The organism is Acinetobacter sp. ANC 4910, assembly GCF_004331035.1.
Lineage (GTDB): Bacteria > Pseudomonadota > Gammaproteobacteria > Pseudomonadales > Moraxellaceae > Acinetobacter.
In genome coordinates, this window is the sequence record NZ_SJNT01000005.1 from 137,618 (window position 1) to 155,035 (window position 17,418).

General features: G+C 41.8%; 16 protein-coding genes and 1 pseudogene. 10 read left to right on the plus strand and 7 right to left on the minus strand.

The annotated features are described in order from the left end of the window. Positions 1–134: 134 nt before the first annotated feature. Together lpxL and E0H82_RS07065 are read left to right on the plus strand one after the other, a co-directional pair. Positions 135–1,070: an LpxL/LpxP family Kdo(2)-lipid IV(A) lauroyl/palmitoleoyl acyltransferase gene (gene lpxL, locus E0H82_RS07060; RefSeq protein WP_131263995.1), complete on the plus strand. Its 936-nt coding sequence runs from the start codon at positions 135–137 to the stop codon at positions 1,068–1,070. A 93-nt stretch (positions 1,071–1,163) separates the two neighbouring features. After that, complete coding sequence (locus E0H82_RS07065) at positions 1,164–2,270, plus strand: glycosyltransferase family 4 protein (RefSeq protein ID WP_131263996.1); 1,107 nt, start codon at positions 1,164–1,166, stop codon at positions 2,268–2,270. Between the two features lie 295 nt (positions 2,271–2,565). On the opposite strand, the gene E0H82_RS07075 is transcribed toward E0H82_RS07065, so the two are convergent. Continuing rightward, the gene (locus E0H82_RS07075; RefSeq protein ID WP_131263997.1) at positions 2,566–3,687 is read right to left on the minus strand and encodes an endonuclease/exonuclease/phosphatase family protein; all 1,122 of its coding nucleotides are present in this window, start codon (positions 3,685–3,687) and stop codon (positions 2,566–2,568) included. Between the two features lie 189 nt (positions 3,688–3,876). Here E0H82_RS07075 and asd point away from each other — a divergent pair, with 189 nt between their 5' ends. The 5 genes from asd to truA all read left to right on the plus strand — a co-directional run bounded on the left by asd (position 3,877) and on the right by truA (position 9,800). After that, on the plus strand, positions 3,877–4,995 hold the full coding sequence (gene asd, locus E0H82_RS07080; protein WP_131263998.1) for an aspartate-semialdehyde dehydrogenase: 1,119 nt from the start codon (positions 3,877–3,879) through the stop codon (positions 4,993–4,995). A gap of 141 nt (positions 4,996–5,136) precedes the next feature. Further along, entirely contained in the window at positions 5,137–6,591 is a 1,455-nt protein-coding gene (locus E0H82_RS07085) for a hypothetical protein (RefSeq protein WP_131263999.1), read from the plus strand. Between the two features lie 67 nt (positions 6,592–6,658). Continuing rightward, positions 6,659–7,966 (plus strand): hypothetical protein, encoded by a 1,308-nt coding sequence (locus E0H82_RS07090; RefSeq protein WP_131264000.1) that lies wholly within the window; start codon positions 6,659–6,661, stop codon positions 7,964–7,966. 46 nt (positions 7,967–8,012) lie between these two features. Then, positions 8,013–8,984, plus strand: coding sequence for an asparaginase (locus E0H82_RS07095; RefSeq protein WP_131264137.1), 972 nt, complete (start codon positions 8,013–8,015; stop codon positions 8,982–8,984). 18 nt (positions 8,985–9,002) lie between these two features. Then, positions 9,003–9,800 (plus strand): tRNA pseudouridine(38-40) synthase TruA, encoded by a 798-nt coding sequence (truA, locus tag E0H82_RS07100; protein ID WP_131264001.1) that lies wholly within the window; start codon positions 9,003–9,005, stop codon positions 9,798–9,800. A 52-nt stretch (positions 9,801–9,852) separates the two neighbouring features. Here the strand turns inward: truA and E0H82_RS07105 are convergent, their stop codons facing one another. After that, positions 9,853–10,860, minus strand: a complete 1,008-nt coding sequence (locus E0H82_RS07105; RefSeq protein WP_131264002.1) for an AraC family transcriptional regulator — start codon at positions 10,858–10,860, stop codon at positions 9,853–9,855. A 229-nt stretch (positions 10,861–11,089) separates the two neighbouring features. Between E0H82_RS07105 and infA the strand changes: the two genes are divergently transcribed. After that, positions 11,090–11,311 carry a translation initiation factor IF-1 gene (gene infA / locus E0H82_RS07110; RefSeq protein WP_001284370.1) on the plus strand — a complete coding sequence of 74 codons (222 nt, stop codon included), beginning with the start codon at positions 11,090–11,092 and terminating at the stop codon, positions 11,309–11,311. Positions 11,312–11,377: 66 nt separating this feature from the next. Here the strand turns inward: infA and E0H82_RS07115 are convergent, their stop codons facing one another. The 5 genes from E0H82_RS07115 to leuC all read right to left on the minus strand — a co-directional run bounded on the left by E0H82_RS07115 (position 11,378) and on the right by leuC (position 15,936). Further along, complete coding sequence (locus E0H82_RS07115) at positions 11,378–11,749, minus strand: lysozyme inhibitor LprI family protein (RefSeq protein ID WP_131264003.1); 372 nt, start codon at positions 11,747–11,749, stop codon at positions 11,378–11,380. Between the two features lie 309 nt (positions 11,750–12,058). Continuing rightward, a complete protein-coding gene (leuB, locus tag E0H82_RS07120) occupies positions 12,059–13,138 on the minus strand; it encodes a 3-isopropylmalate dehydrogenase (RefSeq protein WP_131264004.1) in 1,080 nt (359 codons plus the stop codon). Between the two features lie 42 nt (positions 13,139–13,180). Then, positions 13,181–13,744, minus strand: a complete 564-nt coding sequence (locus tag E0H82_RS07125) for a hypothetical protein (RefSeq protein WP_131264005.1) — start codon at positions 13,742–13,744, stop codon at positions 13,181–13,183. Positions 13,745–13,845: 101 nt separating this feature from the next. Then, a complete protein-coding gene (leuD, locus tag E0H82_RS07130) occupies positions 13,846–14,496 on the minus strand; it encodes a 3-isopropylmalate dehydratase small subunit (RefSeq protein ID WP_116758671.1) in 651 nt (216 codons plus the stop codon). Positions 14,497–14,517: 21 nt separating this feature from the next. Beyond that, positions 14,518–15,936: a 3-isopropylmalate dehydratase large subunit gene (leuC, locus tag E0H82_RS07135; RefSeq protein ID WP_131264006.1), complete on the minus strand. Its 1,419-nt coding sequence runs from the start codon at positions 15,934–15,936 to the stop codon at positions 14,518–14,520. Between the two features lie 226 nt (positions 15,937–16,162). On the opposite strand from leuC, the pseudogene E0H82_RS07140 reads away from it, so the two are divergent. Next, a pseudogene (locus E0H82_RS07140) lies at positions 16,163–16,401 on the plus strand (DUF2061 domain-containing protein). 122 nt (positions 16,402–16,523) lie between these two features. Next, a complete protein-coding gene (locus E0H82_RS07145; protein ID WP_116758674.1) occupies positions 16,524–17,381 on the plus strand; it encodes a LysR family transcriptional regulator in 858 nt (285 codons plus the stop codon). The last annotated feature ends 37 nt before the right edge of the window (positions 17,382–17,418 follow it).

A 17,418-nucleotide genomic window follows, 5' to 3' on the forward strand; every position in this document is an offset into this window, starting at 1 on the left:
TTCTCTCTGCGCCTCAAGGTTAACTTGCATTTGCTGACGTCGTTTGTCCTCATTTTTAGCGTGGATAACCTTGACCAAATCAGTTCATGCTACACTTTGCACAGTTTTAACTTTTTCAAACTAATTATATCGTTATGAGCCAAGCACAGACCTATACACCTGGTGAATTTCAATGGTCATTCCTCCATCCTAAATATTGGGGAATCTGGCTTGGCATCGTTTTCTTAATGATACTGGCAATTTTACCGTGGGCAATTCAATATCGTTTAGCCACTTTTCTGGGAAATTTAGCGTTTAATAAACTGAAATCCCGCCGTAAAACTACCTTACGTAATTTAGAGGTCTGCTTCCCAGAATGGAGGCCAGAACAAGTCCAAACCCATGCTCGTCAGGTCTTTGTTGATCAAATGCTCGGCGTATTTGAAACCCTAAATGCTTGGTACTGCCCACAATGGTTTAAAAATCGAGTCACTATTGAGGGTTTAGAGCACATTCAAACCGCGCAAGCGGCGGGTAAAGGCGTCTTACTGCTCGGTACTCATTCCACCTTATTAGATGCAGGTGGTTATTTATGTGCACAATATTTTGAACCCGACGTAGTGTATCGTCCACAGAATAACCCGTTGTTAGACATGCTGATTTATCGTTGTCGCGCCACGATTTATGCCAATCAAATTGACCATGATGATATGCGCGGTCTGATTCGCAACTTAAAAAATGGACATGCCATTTGGTATAGTCCAGACCAAGATTTTGGTTTAAAACAAGGGGTGATGGCTCCCTTTTTTGGAGTGCCTGCCGCAACTGTTACGGCACATCGGCGTCTATTAAAAATCTCTAAAGCTGTTGCTGTTCCGCTGTATTTTTATCGTCATGGTGATGTGGCCAATCCCAAATATCATCTGTTAATTGAACCAGTGGTAGACAACCTACCCAGTGAAGATGAAATAGATGATGCAACACGTGTCAATCAAATTATTGAACGACAGCTTCGAATTGCACCTACTCAATACATGTGGTTTCACCGTCGCTTTAAAACCCGCCCAGAAGGCTATGAAAAGATTTATTGATTAACTTGATTGGGGAGAAAGCACGATTTCTTCCTCAATATTTTGATTGATACATGGCTTGAACGGCACAACAGGATAAAAAGGATAAACTTAATGAAAGTGATGCAGCTTCTTCCTGAACTGAATAGCGGTGGTGTTGAACGTGGCACACTCGAAATTGCTAAAGCGCTGATTAGTCAGGGGCATGAGTCATTGGTGGTTTCCAATGGTGGGCGAATGGTGGCACAGCTTGAAGCTGAGGGCTCTACCCATTTACCCCTAACGATTCACAAAAAATCACTCTCGAGTCTGTGGCAAATTCGTCCATTACGTCAACTCATTCAGCAGCATCGTCCAGACATTGTGCATGTCCGCTCACGCGTTCCTGCATGGTTGACGCATTTTGCCTTAAAAGGGATTCCCGCAGCCCATCGCCCACATTTAATTAGCACTGTACACGGTTTCTATTCGATTAATCGTTATAGTGCAATTATGACGCAAGCAGAGAAAGTCATTGCAGTTTCGGACAGTGTGGTGCAATACATCACTGAACATTATAAAAATTGCCCTCCGCAAGATATCGTGCGTATTTACCGTGGTATAGATCCCAAAGCATTCCCCCATGGCTACCAACCATCAGTACAGTGGATTCAACAAACCTTAAAAGACTTTCCTCAACTCGAGCATAAATTTCTTTTATGTTTACCTGGTCGTATTACGCGTCTGAAAGGACATGAAACATTAATTGAATTAATACAACAATTACATACTCAGTTTCCCTACCTGCATGCCATTGTGGTCGGGGGCGCCGATCCGAAAAAGGCTGCATATTTAGATGAGTTGCAACGTAATATACAAAGTCGGGGCTTAGAACATCAAATTAGCTTTGTTGGTCATCGCTCCGATATTCGTGAATGGCTTGCTTACAGCGATGTGGTCTTGTCTTTATCAAATCAAGCAGAAACCTTTGGACGTACCGCCTTAGAAGCTTTATCCGTGGGGACACCTGTAATTGGCTGGAAAAGAGGTGGAGTTGCTGAAATTTTATCTTCGGTTTATCCACAAGGTCTTATCCCTGTTGATGATCAAGCCGAACTTATTCGCGTCGTCCAACAACATATTGAACAACCACAACACGTGGCTCCTGTGACGCAATTTAGCTTACAAGACATGTGTGAACAGACTTTAAGCCTTTATCGACGCATCTTAAAGTTGTCATAAATTTTAAATAAATTTCGGGTATCTTAAAGCACATAACCCGAGTTCTGCTTCCTGCAAAACTCGGGCATATGAGGTTGTGCTTTCAATCATAATTTTTGTTTTTGAGTTTGGTCGTCCTAACCAGCCATCATTTCCGTGATGATTTTCCTTCAGCGTCGTCTTCCTTAGTGGGATGTTCCGTTCCCTGTTCCGTGTGCTGATGAAGTAAGAATAAAAGAATTCTTGAGGTTCTACCATTCGTCATAGACCGAAACCTTTGTAAGCAATTTCGTACACAATTTCTCATGCAATTCGTTTACTGCTTCTCGTTTTTATAATCCTGTGCAATTTCATCCGTTACTATTTTTTCTTCTCGCTCCGCTTTTTCAATCCCTTCTTGTATGGCAATCTGAGCTTCTTGCTCATCTGCATCCGTTTGCTCCAATTCCTCTTGCTGTTGTTCAAATAGACGTCCCGTCTGTAATTTGACATAGATAGGAAAGTGATCTGAACCGATATGCGGTAAACGCTGCATTTGAATCAGGGCAAAGTCTGTACTATGAAATACATGATCGAGCGACCAGCGTAAAAAAGGATAGTCGGCATGAAAAGTATTCACATAATGCCGCCCAACTCGAGGGTCGAGTAAACCACTGATGCGCTGAAATAGACGCGTGGTTCGTGACCAAGCCACATCGTTCAAATCACCCATGACAATACAGCTTTGATCCAGTTCTTTAATTTGATCACCCACAATCAACAATTCAGCATCTCTTAAGGTCGAATCTTTGGCTTCAGTCGGACTAGGCGGTTTAGGGTGTAAACAATACAACTGTACTGGTTGTCCCGAAGGCAGCAGTACCGTGGTATGAATGGAAGGAATTTCATCACTTAAAATAAATTTTACTTCTGTATCAATGAGTTTCAATCGGCTATACAAATGCATCCCATACAAATTATCCAATGGAATAGGCACGCAATAAGGATAATCGGTCTCAAGCACCTGTAATGCCTGTTGCCAACACTGATCTGTTTCTAAGGTCAAAACCAGATCGGGATTTAATTGATTAATTTGTGCAATTAATAAGTGATATTGGGTATTGGGCGTGAGCACATTCGAAACCAGCAATGAAAGCTGCCGCTCGGGCTGCAATTGCTCAGGCGAAACCGTTTGAACTTGTTTTTTCCACACGAAGGTATAAGGCAAAACCATTTTTAACTGATACGCCAAGGCTGCGATTAAAGCGACTAGCATCAACTCACGTTGCAAATCCCAAGGATCTGGCCAAAAGATCAGTAAAATAAATGCCAAAAGTCCCAGTGCTAAAATTTGTAGTCGTGGAAAATCAGCACCTCGAATCCACCACTCATCACGTGGAATCAATGACCAAAATGTCAGAATCACCACAACAGCCGCCAAGATTTCCACCCAAATCATATTGTTTTTCTCAATCTATTCCGTTTGGTAAAACTAAATCTGGACTAACTTTATCAATTTTGTATGTATCATAAACAAGTTATTTCGTTCAATTATAGTGATGTTTTACTTATGTAGTGCTTGCAGTTGTGGTCGCTTTTGATACACTCAAACCCCTTTTAAATTTTTAACGCACCGAGGCAAAATGACATGAAAGTAGGTCTGGTCGGTTGGCGCGGGATGGTTGGTTCTGTCCTTATGCAACGTATGGTTGAAGAGAATGACTTTGCTCACTTTGAGCCATTCTATTTTTCTACCAGTAATGCAGGTGGTGAAGCCCCTGTATTTGGCGGTAAGACTGCCCCAGCACTTATGGATGCGACAGACATTAACAGTCTGAAGCAAATGGATGTCATTATTACCTGCCAAGGTGGCGACTATACCTCTGAAGTCTTTCCAAAGTTAAAGGCTGAAGGCTGGAAAGGCTATTGGATTGATGCAGCTTCTACCCTGCGTATGGAAGATGAAGCTATCATCGTGCTTGACCCTGTCAACATGAACGTCATTAAAGATGGTTTAGTGAATGGCACTAAAACATTTGTGGGCGGTAACTGTACTGTTTCACTGATGCTGATGGGCTTAGGTGGTTTATTCCAAAACAATTTAGTGGAATGGGCAACCTCAATGACTTATCAAGCAGCATCGGGTGCAGGCGCGCAAAATATGCGTGAGCTGATCTCTGGTATGGGCTATTTGTACAACAACACCAAAGATTTATTAGATGACCCACGTTCTCCAATTTTAGACATCGACTCTAAAATTGCGGAATTACAACGTGGCGAAGGCTTCCCATCTGCAAACTTTGGCGTACCTTTAGCGGGCTCGCTCATTCCGTACATCGATAAACAGCTTGAAAGCGGTCAATCGAAAGAAGAATGGAAAGGTCAAGTTGAGACCAACAAAATCTTAGGCAATCAGCAAATTGTTCCGATTGATGGTCACTGTGTCCGTATTGGTGCCATGCGTTGTCACTCACAGGCACTCACGTTGAAATTGAAAAAAGACGTGCCGCTAGATGAGATTGAAGACATGTTGCGTAACGCAAACCAATGGGCGAAAGTCGTTCCAAATACGCGTGAAGCATCAATGACTGATCTTACCCCTGTTGCAGTGACAGGCACGCTCAGCGTTCCTGTGGGCCGTTTACGTAAATTGAATATGGGTAAAGAGTACCTTGGTGCATTCACTGTGGGTGATCAATTGTTGTGGGGTGCTGCTGAACCACTCCGCCGTATGCTACGTATTCTGATTGATTTTAAAAATGCATAAGTATTTTTAAATTTTCAAACAAAAGCCGATCAATTATGATCGGCTTTTTATGTAACTAGAATGTTATCCATTTACAATTCCTCAACATCTCGGTAATGTATAATTCTCTCGTTGCGATATATGACCAGAGTCAAAACTAAGATGACTGTATATAACAAATTAAAAATTGCTATTCTCGCCATTATTGCATCGCAAAATCTTCACGCGATTAGTATTGATCCATTACAGATCCAGTCTGCGCCTGGAGAATTACTCTACGCAGAAATTCCATTTCATCATGCAAAAACCGATGAGCCTGTCCAAGTCAGCTTGGCGACGCCAGAAGATATCAATACCTTAGGTGTTGTTCATCAACCCCCAGGTCATTTGAATTTCTTTTCTCGTCAAAACAGTTCAGGTGAGGGTGTCATTACCATCACATCATCTCGTCCATTGACGGAATCTGAGCTGAATATCGTGGTGCGTATTCAGGAAGGCAATGCAGTACATTTACGCCATATTCGCACACCGATCCAACGCACCGCTGCACCTAAACCGATGTTTAGTGCCAAGGCGAATGAAAAGGTTCTCAGTCCAATCATGATTGTGAGTGAAAAGGATATTGCGCTTAACTTACCGACCAGTGCTCAATTTCAGCCTCCTGAAGCAGCACAACTGAATCCAATGTCCAATTCGGTTGATTCACTAAAACTAAAAACAATACAACCGCCAAAGTTGGCAACAGTGACTGACTCAAATGAAGCGCCTATCGTCATTTCTAGTTTAAATACCGCGAGTACACCTGTCACACCACAAGCCAAAGTGCTTGCCGAAACTAAAACTGACTCAGCAAAGCCAACGACAAGTGTTGCAAAAAATACCTCAACAAATACAGAAAATCTAACCACTAAACAGTCATCTGTCCCACAAGTACAGCAGTATCAGAAACGTGCGGAAACAGAGAAAGTTTCTGCTGCATCGACTCAAACAGCAGCTTCAACACCTAAATTACCAGCTAAACCAAAGCCAGCAACCATCAAGCCTGCTCCTGCGGCAGCAGCTGACGTGAAAAAAGTTCAGCCTAATCAGCATACCGTACAAAACAATGAATCGCTTTGGGCAATTGCTCAACGGGTTGCCACTGAGCAAAATCGCCCAATTGGCGAAGTAATGCAGCAAATTAAAACCCAAAACTCGCATGCATTTATTCGGGGTGATATCAATCGATTACGTCGTGGGGTAACTTTAAACTTACAAACCAATACTACCAACAAATCTCAACAAAAAATTGTGGCGCCACCCAACACAATGGTAAAACAATCTGGAAAAGCAAAATATCGCCTGAATCAAGCCGAAATGAGCTTAGTGGCAGAAAAGAACCCAGAAACCACCAATGGAACGGCAAAGCAAAAAGCTGAGAATGAGCAAATATCAAATGAATTGTCATTAAAAGTTATGACATCTCGGGAAAAAACCGTTAAATTACAGAGAAACGTAACTCAGCTGGAATTGGCACTACGTCAAAAGGACCAAAGAATTCAATTATTAAATGCTCGTCTTGCACAATTGCAACAACAGTTGAAAGCACAACAAGCACAGAAAAAGCCAAACAGCTAAATTGTTATATAATTTTGATATTAGAATCAATGAATTAAACATAAATTTGATTCATAAGGGGTAAAACATGCTGATTTATGTGATTCCGTTTATACTTTTGTTAGTCGTGGCAATTGTTTTAAAAAAACGAGAAGCTAGTAAAGAAGCCGATACGGCACCAAAAAAAACGACTGCGGCTCGTAATAAAGCCAAAACTCCTATAAATAAACGGAAAACCCCACAAAAAACTCAAGTGGTGGAAGATTCTGTTATTGAAAAAAAACAGGAAACACCACTTAGTGACGAGTTACGCAGCCAGATTCAAGGGCAAATTCGTGATCGCAATTACTTTGCAGCAGAAGCACAAATTAATCAGGCACTAAATAAAGATAATTCCCAACATGAACTTTATTTATTGTTATTGGATATCCATCTAGAACAAAAAGATGAATTTGCGGTTAGCCAATTATTCAATCATTTACGTTCACTTGAACTTGAAGAAACATTAGCGCAAGCGGAACAAAAAAAAGCTGAATATGAAAAAGAGCATCTTTCATCAGTAGAGACTATTGAGTTTCAACCACAAACTACATCATCCTATGTTGAATCGAATCCAGTACAAAGCACACAAGATTTTGATGCGCTGATTGGTCATAAAGCTGCACCCTCAAATTTTGATTTGTTACAGGCTGAAACAAGCAACACAGCTCCAACTGAAGAACCGCTATTAGAATTTAAGTCTTTTAGTATAAGCCCTACAACCATTGAACCTGCGGCAGAACCAACGCCAGAGTCAAGTGTACCGTCACTTCAATTTAATGATTTAGTTGAACTTAAACCCCAAGCAGAAGAACCGGTTCAGGTACAAAAGGAAAGTGAGTTAGCTGTTACTGAGCTTAAAGACCTAGAATTTTCGTTTAATTTAGATCCTGCACCAACAACTGAAGCAGTCGTTGAAACTGTTACTGCACCGATAGCAGAAAAATCTGAAGATCAACCTGAATTCAAGTTTTCATTTGATCTTGAACAACCAAGTGCTGAAAAAGCAACGACGCAAGTCGAGGTACAATCTGAAGCACCTACTATGTCTTTTGACTTAGAATCACCAAAGACAGATCTTGCAACAGCGCACTCGATTCCTCAAGATATGACGGAAACAACAGACTTTGCCACGTCTGCTGTACAAACAGATGTTCATCTAGAAGACCCACTGGTACAGTCTTTTCCAGAACTTGGACAAATCAATGAAAGCACATTGAATTTAGATTTAGTACAACAGTATATTCAACTGGGCTCTTATGACGCCGCTCGTCAACTGTTCGCTGAGAGTTCGAATAATTTTTCAACGGAACAGCAGCAACGCGCGGAACATTTACTGAATCAAATAGCATCTTAAGGCATTTCCCTCTACTATAAAGCAGTCATACATGACTGCTTTTTTTATGATGAAAAAAATTGCTTTGATTTATATGGGTGGGACCTTTGGCTGCGTGGGTGAACCCCTAAGCCCTATGCCTGCTGATAAGTTTTTACCTCAACTTAAGAAAGTCTTACCTCTGGATTTGACCGTTGAATGCATGATTGCACCTGTAATTAAAGACAGTAGCGCCTGCACACCTGCCGATTGGTTACAGTTAATACAATTTGTACAACAGCTCCAATTACAACATTTCCAGCATTTTGTGCTTATCCATGGTACAGATACCATGAGCTATGCCTGTGCCATCCTCTCTCGATTCCTAGGACAATCCGCGCATGTTGTACTTACGGGTAGCCAATATCCTCTACTCAATATTCAAGGTACCGACACGCGTGAATTTACCGATGCCATCGACAACCTAAGCTTTGCATTACAAGCCGTTCAAACTCAACCCGTTGGCGTATATCTGGCCTTTCATCAGCAGTTATTTCATGGACGCAGTGTTTTAAAACAGCATACGACTGAACTTGATGCTTTCTCAGGGCTAAGCAGCCAGCAAGAACTGCGTCAACCTGAGTCAGCCTATCTGGTGAAAGCTGAAGATTTAGTTAAAGCCAATCAATTCAATTGTCTGAATCTTATGATGCAACCGATTGCATTAGATCAGCAATTACAAAACATCAAGACTATTGCACAACATCCGCCTAGTTTTCTCATTTTGCAAGGCTTTGGTACAGGCAATATCTCGGTCAATGCAGACTGTATCAAATGCTTTAAACAGCTACGTCAACAAGGTTGTATGGTTTTACTCACCACTCAAGTCAGCTTTGGCAAAACTGACCAACGCTATGCGATTAGCAGTTGGATTCAGGATGCAGGTGTAGTGATGAGTGATTGCATCAGCCATGCAGACTTATATGCCAAAGCGCTGTTGATGTATCTCAAGCATGATTCCATTGATCAATGTTTCACCCATTGGCATGACTCGGTTTAATGAAAGGTAAATAGATCTATGCAACGTTTTGCCATTGGCATCGAATTTTCAGGCGCAGGATATCGTGGTTGGCAAACCCAACAAGCCGGTGTAATCAGTGTGCAAGAAACACTTGAAACCATCCTGAGTAAAGTTGCAGCAGAACCCATTGCACTACATGGTGCAGGTCGTACTGATGCAGGTGTACATGCAACCAATATGGTGGCTCATTTCGATACACATGCAATCAGACCTCTACGTGGTTGGTTAATGGGCGCCAATAGCCAACTGCCTAAAGATATTGCCATTCAGTGGATTAAAGAGATGGATCATGAATTTCATGCCCGTTTCAAGGCGCAAGCACGTCGTTATCGCTATGTGGTCTATAATCATCCACAACGCCCAGCTTTACTGCATAAACAAGTAACCCATGCTCACTACACATTAGATGTAGAAAAAATGATTGCTGCTGCAAAAAAGTTTGAAGGTACACATAATTTTGAGAGCTTTCGTGCTGCGGCTTGTCAGTCCAATCAACCTGTGCGCCACGTGAGCCATTGTCGCTTAATTCGACATGGTGCCTATTTGGTGTTGGATATTCAAGCCGATGGCTTCTTACACCATATGGTGCGTAATATTATGGGTTGTTTGCTAGAAATTGGACAAGGCATGTATGAGATTGACCATATTGACCAAATTTTCGCGGCACAAGACCGTCAAGCGGCAGGCGTAACTGCCCCACCCGATGGCTTATATTTTATTCATGCCGACTATCCAGCGCAGTTCGATTTACCCAAAGTACCTTTAGGCCCTCATTGGTTAAACATGCCAGATTAATGTTCTACACATAATAAAAAACCTCCACACGGGAGGTTTTTTAAATTTTAAACTAACGCTGTTTACGTTTTCGATATTCAACTGGGGTTTCATTGGTCCAACGCTTAAATGCACGATAAAACGTACTCGGCTCTGAAAATCCGGTCAAATAAACAATCCGCTCTACACTTTCATTGGTATTCGCAAGCAGCCTTTTCGCTAAGCGACAACGATAATCCGAAAGAATCTGCTGAAAACTGGTGTTGGCTTCGCTCAATTGGGTACGTAAACGACGCGGCGTAATATTTAAATGTGCAGCAACCGTTTCTAAAGTGGTTTCACCACTTTCTAAGGTTGAACCAATCGCACGGCGCACCTCACCTACCAAATCATAGCGTGCCAGTTCTTGTAGCTTTTCAATTGCCAGTTGTTCATGCAATTGCAATAACTCAGGTTCGGCCTGCCACAACGGATAAGCCAAAATCACAGGATCAAAATACAGCCGTGTTTCTTTTTGACCCAAGCTCACTGGACACTCAAAGACACGGAAATATTCGTCATCTGGCGCACCTTGAGAAAAATTAAAGTCGATATACAGCGGCTGAAAACGCCCTTCCGTAATAAACTTAAAGAAGCGCAAAATTCCCGACATTGCACATTCAGAAAAATGACGATTAATTAAATTTTCTGCCCAAGGTTGCTCTCCATTGGTCAAATAACACCGATCATCTTCAATTACTAAACGAGCATGAAAGGCATCACTAATTAAACGCTGATAAGCCAAAGCACGCTTAAGACCTTCACCAAAATTTTCACTACTAATAAATAAGTGTTCAATCACCTGCCCACGATATAAAGGCAAATGTTCACCCAAATGCAAACCGATATCAGGGTCCTTACTGACATCTTCGGCTGCTGTCCAAAAAGCAAACTGTGCATTTAATGGGGTACGATCATTGGCCTGAACTTGATTTAAGGCGACCCCTGCTTTTGTTAAAATTTCTTCGGTTGGTAATCCTGAACGACGAATCGCCTGATAGCCCAATCGTAGTACAACCGATGCATCCGTTAGCTGACCCACGCAATGACCTTCCTTGTATGTGATTCATTTATACCTAAAACAATAAATTTAGATTAACTGCGATTGACCAAACTGACAACCTGTATAGTCAAATTTTTCTGGATTTTTTTGAAACCGCCAGTTCGCTTAATTTACTGCCAGCTAATACGCTCTCAAGGGTTTGATTCTTGATTTTTTCTAAAAAATTGACTATAATTTGCCCCTTTCCAATTTGATCATCAGGTAGGCTATGGCCAATAAAGAGGAACTCATTGAGTTCGAAGGCGTTGTCACCGAAACGCTTCCTAATACGATGTTCCGTGTACGTTTAGAAAACGGTCACGAAGTGATTGCCCACATTTCTGGTAAAATGCGTAAACACTATATCCGCATTTTAACTGGCGACAGTGTGAAGGTAGAAATGACCCCTTATGACCTCACGAAAGGTCGTATCACTTATCGTGCACGCTAAGCTCTGATTAGTGAAAGCAAAAAAAGCCACATCATGTGGCTTTTTTTATATTGAGATCTTCTGCACTTATTCACTTAAACGTGAGGTTTTACAGCCTACCGTTTGACATTCACGTAAACGTTCCTGTAACCATTGATTACGATCTTGTGTGGTGGTTAAACGACACTGCACATTGACCGTACTTTGTACGTCATCGGTACACTCTGCATCGCGCTGACGAATCCATGCCAATTGTGACTTTTTCAACGTTTTTTGTTGTGCTGCATTCAGTTGTTTACGTAATTGTTGATAATTCTTATTCAAATCAGCATCTGCACTGGCATAAATTTTATTGGTGCAGTAAATATCATCATAGGTGTTACGAGCATTGTCGCAGTTATCTGCATAGCTGAAGGTTGCCATCGCCCCACAGAATAGAGCCAATATGATCTTGCGCATGAAATTATCCAAATCGCTTTATTATGTGACCTATATAAGCATATTTTACTGAACTTGAACATTGCCCATAGACAGACAAGTTTGTATGTTTTTTACCCACTCATTGTGCCGCTCTAGACAGTAATTTGCTTTTGACCTTGTATCAAAAAATCACTACATCCCATCATTTCTCTCTATGATTCAGACATTCTGCTGAACGAATAAGCCTGAGTCGCTCGAGCCTGCACAAGCTCATTTACCGCGTGTTATGGGGAAATCTTCCCCCCATAAAAAAACGCAGCGATGGCTGCGTTTTACACGACAAAGAGATTATGCGAGTGCAGCAACTACAGCCTGCCCCATCTCCACTGTACCTACTTTATTCATTCCTTCCGACATGATATCGGCAGTACGTAGGCCCTGATCCAAAACTTGTCCTACCGCGTCTTCAATAGCCTGTGCAGCAGCCTCTTCACGGAAGGTATAACGCAACATCATGGCAACCGACAAAATGGTCGCCAATGGGTTCGCCACGTTCTGACCTGCGATATCTGGCGCCGAACCGTGACACGGCTCATACATGCCCTTACCATTTTCATCTAAAGATGCCGATGGCAACATCCCAATTGAACCCGTCAACATGGCTGCTTCATCTGACAAAATATCGCCAAACAAGTTGCCCGTTACAATCACGTCAAACTGCTTAGGTGCACGCACCAATTGCATGGCTGCATTGTCAACATACATATGTGACAAATTAATTTCAGGATATTGCTCTTCTTTTAATGCGGTAACGGTTTGCTTCCAAAGCTCCGTCACTTCAAGTACATTGGCTTTATCCACTGAACAAACTTTGCCACCACGCAAACCGGCCATTTCAAAAGCCACTTTCGCAATACGCTTAATTTCTGACTCTGAATAGACATCGGTGTTAAAGCCTTGCTTCTCACCATTTTCCAATTCACGAATACCACGTGGCTGACCAAAGTAAATCCCGCCTGTTAACTCGCGTACAATCAGAATGTCCAAACCCGCAACGATTTCAGGTTTTAAGCTCGATGCATCGGCCAATTGTGGGTAAAGAATCGCAGGACGTAAATTTGCAAATAAATTCAATTCACTACGGATTTTTAATAAACCGCGTTCTGGACGAATTGAGCGCTCAATCGTATCCCATTTAGGACCGCCCACTGCACCTAACAAAATTGCAGCGGCTTTTTTTGCCTGTTCCGCTGTCACTGCTGGGTACGGTTCGCCATGTGCATCAATCGCTGCGCCACCCAATAGGCCATGTTCCCATGTGAGACCTAAATTAAATTTTTCATTGACTCGATCGAGTACATGCTCTGCGGCCTTGACAATTTCAGGACCAATACCATCACCCGCCAAAATCAAAATTTGTTTAGACATGAGAACTTCCATTATTTCATCAGTACTTAGACTGTTTAGAGATTAAATTTTTTGCTCTACAAACTCACCTAACCCTGTTTGCGGGTCATAGGGTCTGCAAAAGCGACGAATTGTTTTTTGTTCTTGCTGCAAATCTACACACAGTGGGTCTGGAGCAGATGCATTCAATAAACTGACATGTTGTCGAGTTCGATCTCGATACATTTTAAAGGTATAAATTTGTTTGGCTTTAAACGCATGAATTACGTGCAAAGTTTCTGCGCGATCTGGTGAAATTGGATAAAACCGAATCACCAATTCTTGTTGTTTCGCTGGTGCAGATAAATACAATGCATTTGGTTGATTCAAGGTTTTTGCTTGTAAACGAACCAAACCTTTATTAATTGCTTCAGAATTGACTCGATGAGTTCGCGCATCGACAATAAAAATATCACCTAAACGTTCAAACTCACAATTATGTGTTCCAGAACAATAAATTAAAGCATTTGATGATGGGCTTTCGGCATATTCCACTTGCTTAATGCGAGCACTATCTACCCACTGGCATGCGCTCAGTGTGCTGAACAACAATCCCGCAATAACACATTGACCGAAAACTTTCGTCATTTTGCTAGCCCAACCTTGCGTAATAAAGCATTTATCATGTTGATGATGCCCCCGATGTTAGCAAGAGTTGGGCGGTGTTGTCATGACTAAATATGCAACCTTTAGCCTTGAATTTCTTGGAAAACCCAAGGTCGTGATTGTTTGGTTTTCGCTTCATAAGCACGGATATCATCTTGCACTTGTAAAGTTAAACCGATGTCATCTAAACCGTTCAATAAGCAGTGCTTACGAAATGGATCAACTTCGAATTTGAATGCTTCACCATTGGGTGTACGTACTTCTTGTGCAGCAAGATCAATCGTGAGTTGATAACCTTCTGTCGCAGCACATTCTTTGAAAAGTTGATCGACAATTTCTTCAGCCAAAATAACTGGCAACATGCCGTTTTTAAAACTGTTATTAAAGAAAATGTCGGCATAACTTGGCGCAATCACCGTACGGAAACCGTATTCTTCCAATGCCCACGGCGCATGTTCACGGCTTGAACCACAACCGAAATTGGCACGCGAAATAAGAACCGATGCACCTTGATAACGTGGCTGATTTAAGATGAAATCTGGATTTTTAGGGCGTTTAGAATTGTCCTGTCCTGGATAGCCTTCATCTAAATAACGCAATTCATCAAATAAGTTATCGCCAAATCCTGTGCGTTTAATTGATTTTAAAAACTGCTTTGGAATAATTAAGTCGGTATCGACATTGGCACGGTCTAATGGTGCAACAATACCTTGTTCAACGGTATAAGCTTTCATGTTTTGCTCCCCTTAGTCCAATTAGAATGTACGAACATCAACAAAATGACCTGCAATTGCCGCTGCGGCTGCCATTGCTGGACTCACCAAATGCGTGCGACCGCCATTGCCCTGACGACCTTCAAAGTTACGGTTTGAAGTCGAAGCACAATGTTCACCTGGCTGTAATTTATCGGCATTCATTGCCAAGCACATTGAGCAACCTGGTTCACGCCATTCAAAACCTGCATCAAGGAAAACTTGATCCAAACCTTCTTCTTCTGCCTGTTTCTTCACCAAACCAGAACCCGGAACCACCATCGCTTGCTTAATGCTTGTAGCTACCTTACGACCTTTCACTACTTCAGCCGCTGCACGAATATCTTCAATCCGTGAATTGGTACATGAACCAATAAATACACGATCCAATTGAATATCCGACAAGGCTTGACCCGCTTCTAAGCCCATGTAGTTATAAGCACGTGTCCAGTCATTGCGCTGCACATCATCTTTCGCTTGTGCCAAAGTCGGTACCGCTTGCGAAACTGGAATCACCATTTCTGGAGAAGTGCCCCAAGACACCTGTGGTTCAATCTCTTCGCCTTGTAATACCACGACGGTATCAAACTCAGCATCTGCATCGGAATGTAAAGTATTCCAATACTCAACCGCAGCATCCCACTGTTCTGCTTTTGGTGCATAAGGACGGTCTTTTACATAGGCAATGGTTTTGTCGTCAACAGCAACCATACCCACGCGAGCACCCGCTTCAATCGCCATGTTACACACGGTCATACGGCCTTCAATGGACATATCACGGAACACTTGACCACCAAATTCAATCGCGTGACCCGTACCACCCGCTGTGCCAATTTTACCAATGATCGCTAACACCACATCTTTTGAGGTTACGCCCTGCCCTAAAGTACCGTCGACACGAACCAACATGTTCTTCATTTTCTTTTGAACTAAGCATTGGGTTGCTAATACATGTTCAACTTCTGAAGTGCCAATCCCGTGCGCCAAACAACCAAAAGCACCATGAGTTGCCGTATGCGAATCACCACACACGACCGTCATACCCGGCAAAGTTAAACCTTGTTCTGGCCCAACGACATGTGCAATCCCTTGACGGATATCATTAATTTTAAATTCAACAATATTGAAGGCTTCACAGTTATCATCCAAAGTTTGCACTTGAATACGTGAAGTATCATCTTCAATCCCTGCAATACCTTGCTCACGCTCTTTCTTTGAAGTCGGTACGTTATGATCTGGAGTCGCGACATTGGCACTTAAACGCCAAGGTTGACGTCCTGCAAGCTGCAAACCTTCAAAGGCTTGCGGTGAAGTCACTTCATGTAATAAATGACGGTCGATATAAAGTAAGCACGAACCATCATCACGTTGTTTTACTAAGTGGTCATCCCACAATTTGTCATATAAGGTTTTGCCTGCCATGTCGACGCGCTCCATAGAACTGGGTAATTGCTTTACTTTATGTGATTATAGCGCTGAAATAATATAAATCTAATTTATCATTTTTATAAATTTAAAAACTTTTTGGAATAATTAAACCCCCACTTATCATCTAATTATCCAATCAATTTAAAAAATATATTTGTTTTTACAAATAAAATGCCAATCATTATTATCTAATTATTCTCAGCAGCTCAAGGCATGACGTATGGCTCATCTTTATCACTTTGTTCAACACAACCAAAGGACTTGAAAACCTTGAGTTATTACATTATGCATATGAGTGTCGCGATGTTAGTCGGATACTGTGTGACAGGTAGTCTGATTATGGCAATCACTTTAAGTTTACTTGAACCTACAGTGCAAGCAATTGCCTTCTTCTTTCACGAAAAAGTCTGGGATAAGCAAGCAATAACCACCATGCAGCCTCAAGAATCCAGCGTGTAATCCAGTATGTCCTTGAGCTTGAATTCCTCTTTGCACCCTCCCTCGGGTGCTTTTTTATTTGATTAATCCTTAAAGTTTCTAAATAATAGAATATATATAAAAAAACTTTATGGATCTCCACAATGAATTTGGCTGCCTTTGAAGCATTTGTAAAAGTCATGGAAACAGGTTCAATTTCTTTAGCGGCGGACCAATTGTTTATTACCCAACCTGCGGTAACCAAACGTATTCATAGCTTAGAAGATTATTTTGGAGTGAAATTATTTGAATCGGCAGGACGTGGCGTTCAAGCAACCCATGCTGCACATTCTTTATTACCGAAAGTTAAAAACTGGTTAAATGAACTCGGCGATATTCACCATACCCTGAGCCATGAACAAGGACAGGTACAAGGCAAACTCAAGATTGGCACCAGTCATCACATTGGTCTACACCACCTGCCGCATCATTTACGCCATTATGTACAACAATTTCCACAAGTCACCTTAGATGTACATTTTGTCGACTCTGAACAAGCACACGAACAAGTCCTTGCAGGTGATTTAGAACTGGCCTTTCTTACTTTACCTCCGCAGGGCGATCATCGACTGAATTATGTCACCATTTGGAATGATCCTCTGGTGTTTGTTGCAGCCCCATTTCATCCTTTGGCTCAAAAGAAAAACCTAAAACTGGAAGATTTGATTGCCTATCCAAGTTTATTGCCCTCTGCCCAAACCTATACCAGTCAAATTACCTTGGCTGAATTTGAAAAACAGGGATTAAAGCCGAAAATCACCATGAGCAATAACCCACTGGAATCTATTCGGATGTTGGTTTCAATTGGTCTGGGCTGGTCAGTCTTACCACAAACCTTGCTCAATCAAGATTTGCAGCAACTCGACATTCGTTTTGAAATGAATCGTCAATTGGGCATGGTTTGGCACCCTGGACGTACCCAGTCGAAAGCAGTGTTAGAGCTGATTGAAATGATGAAATAATTTTTTAAAATGATAAAAAACCATCTTCAAGGATGGC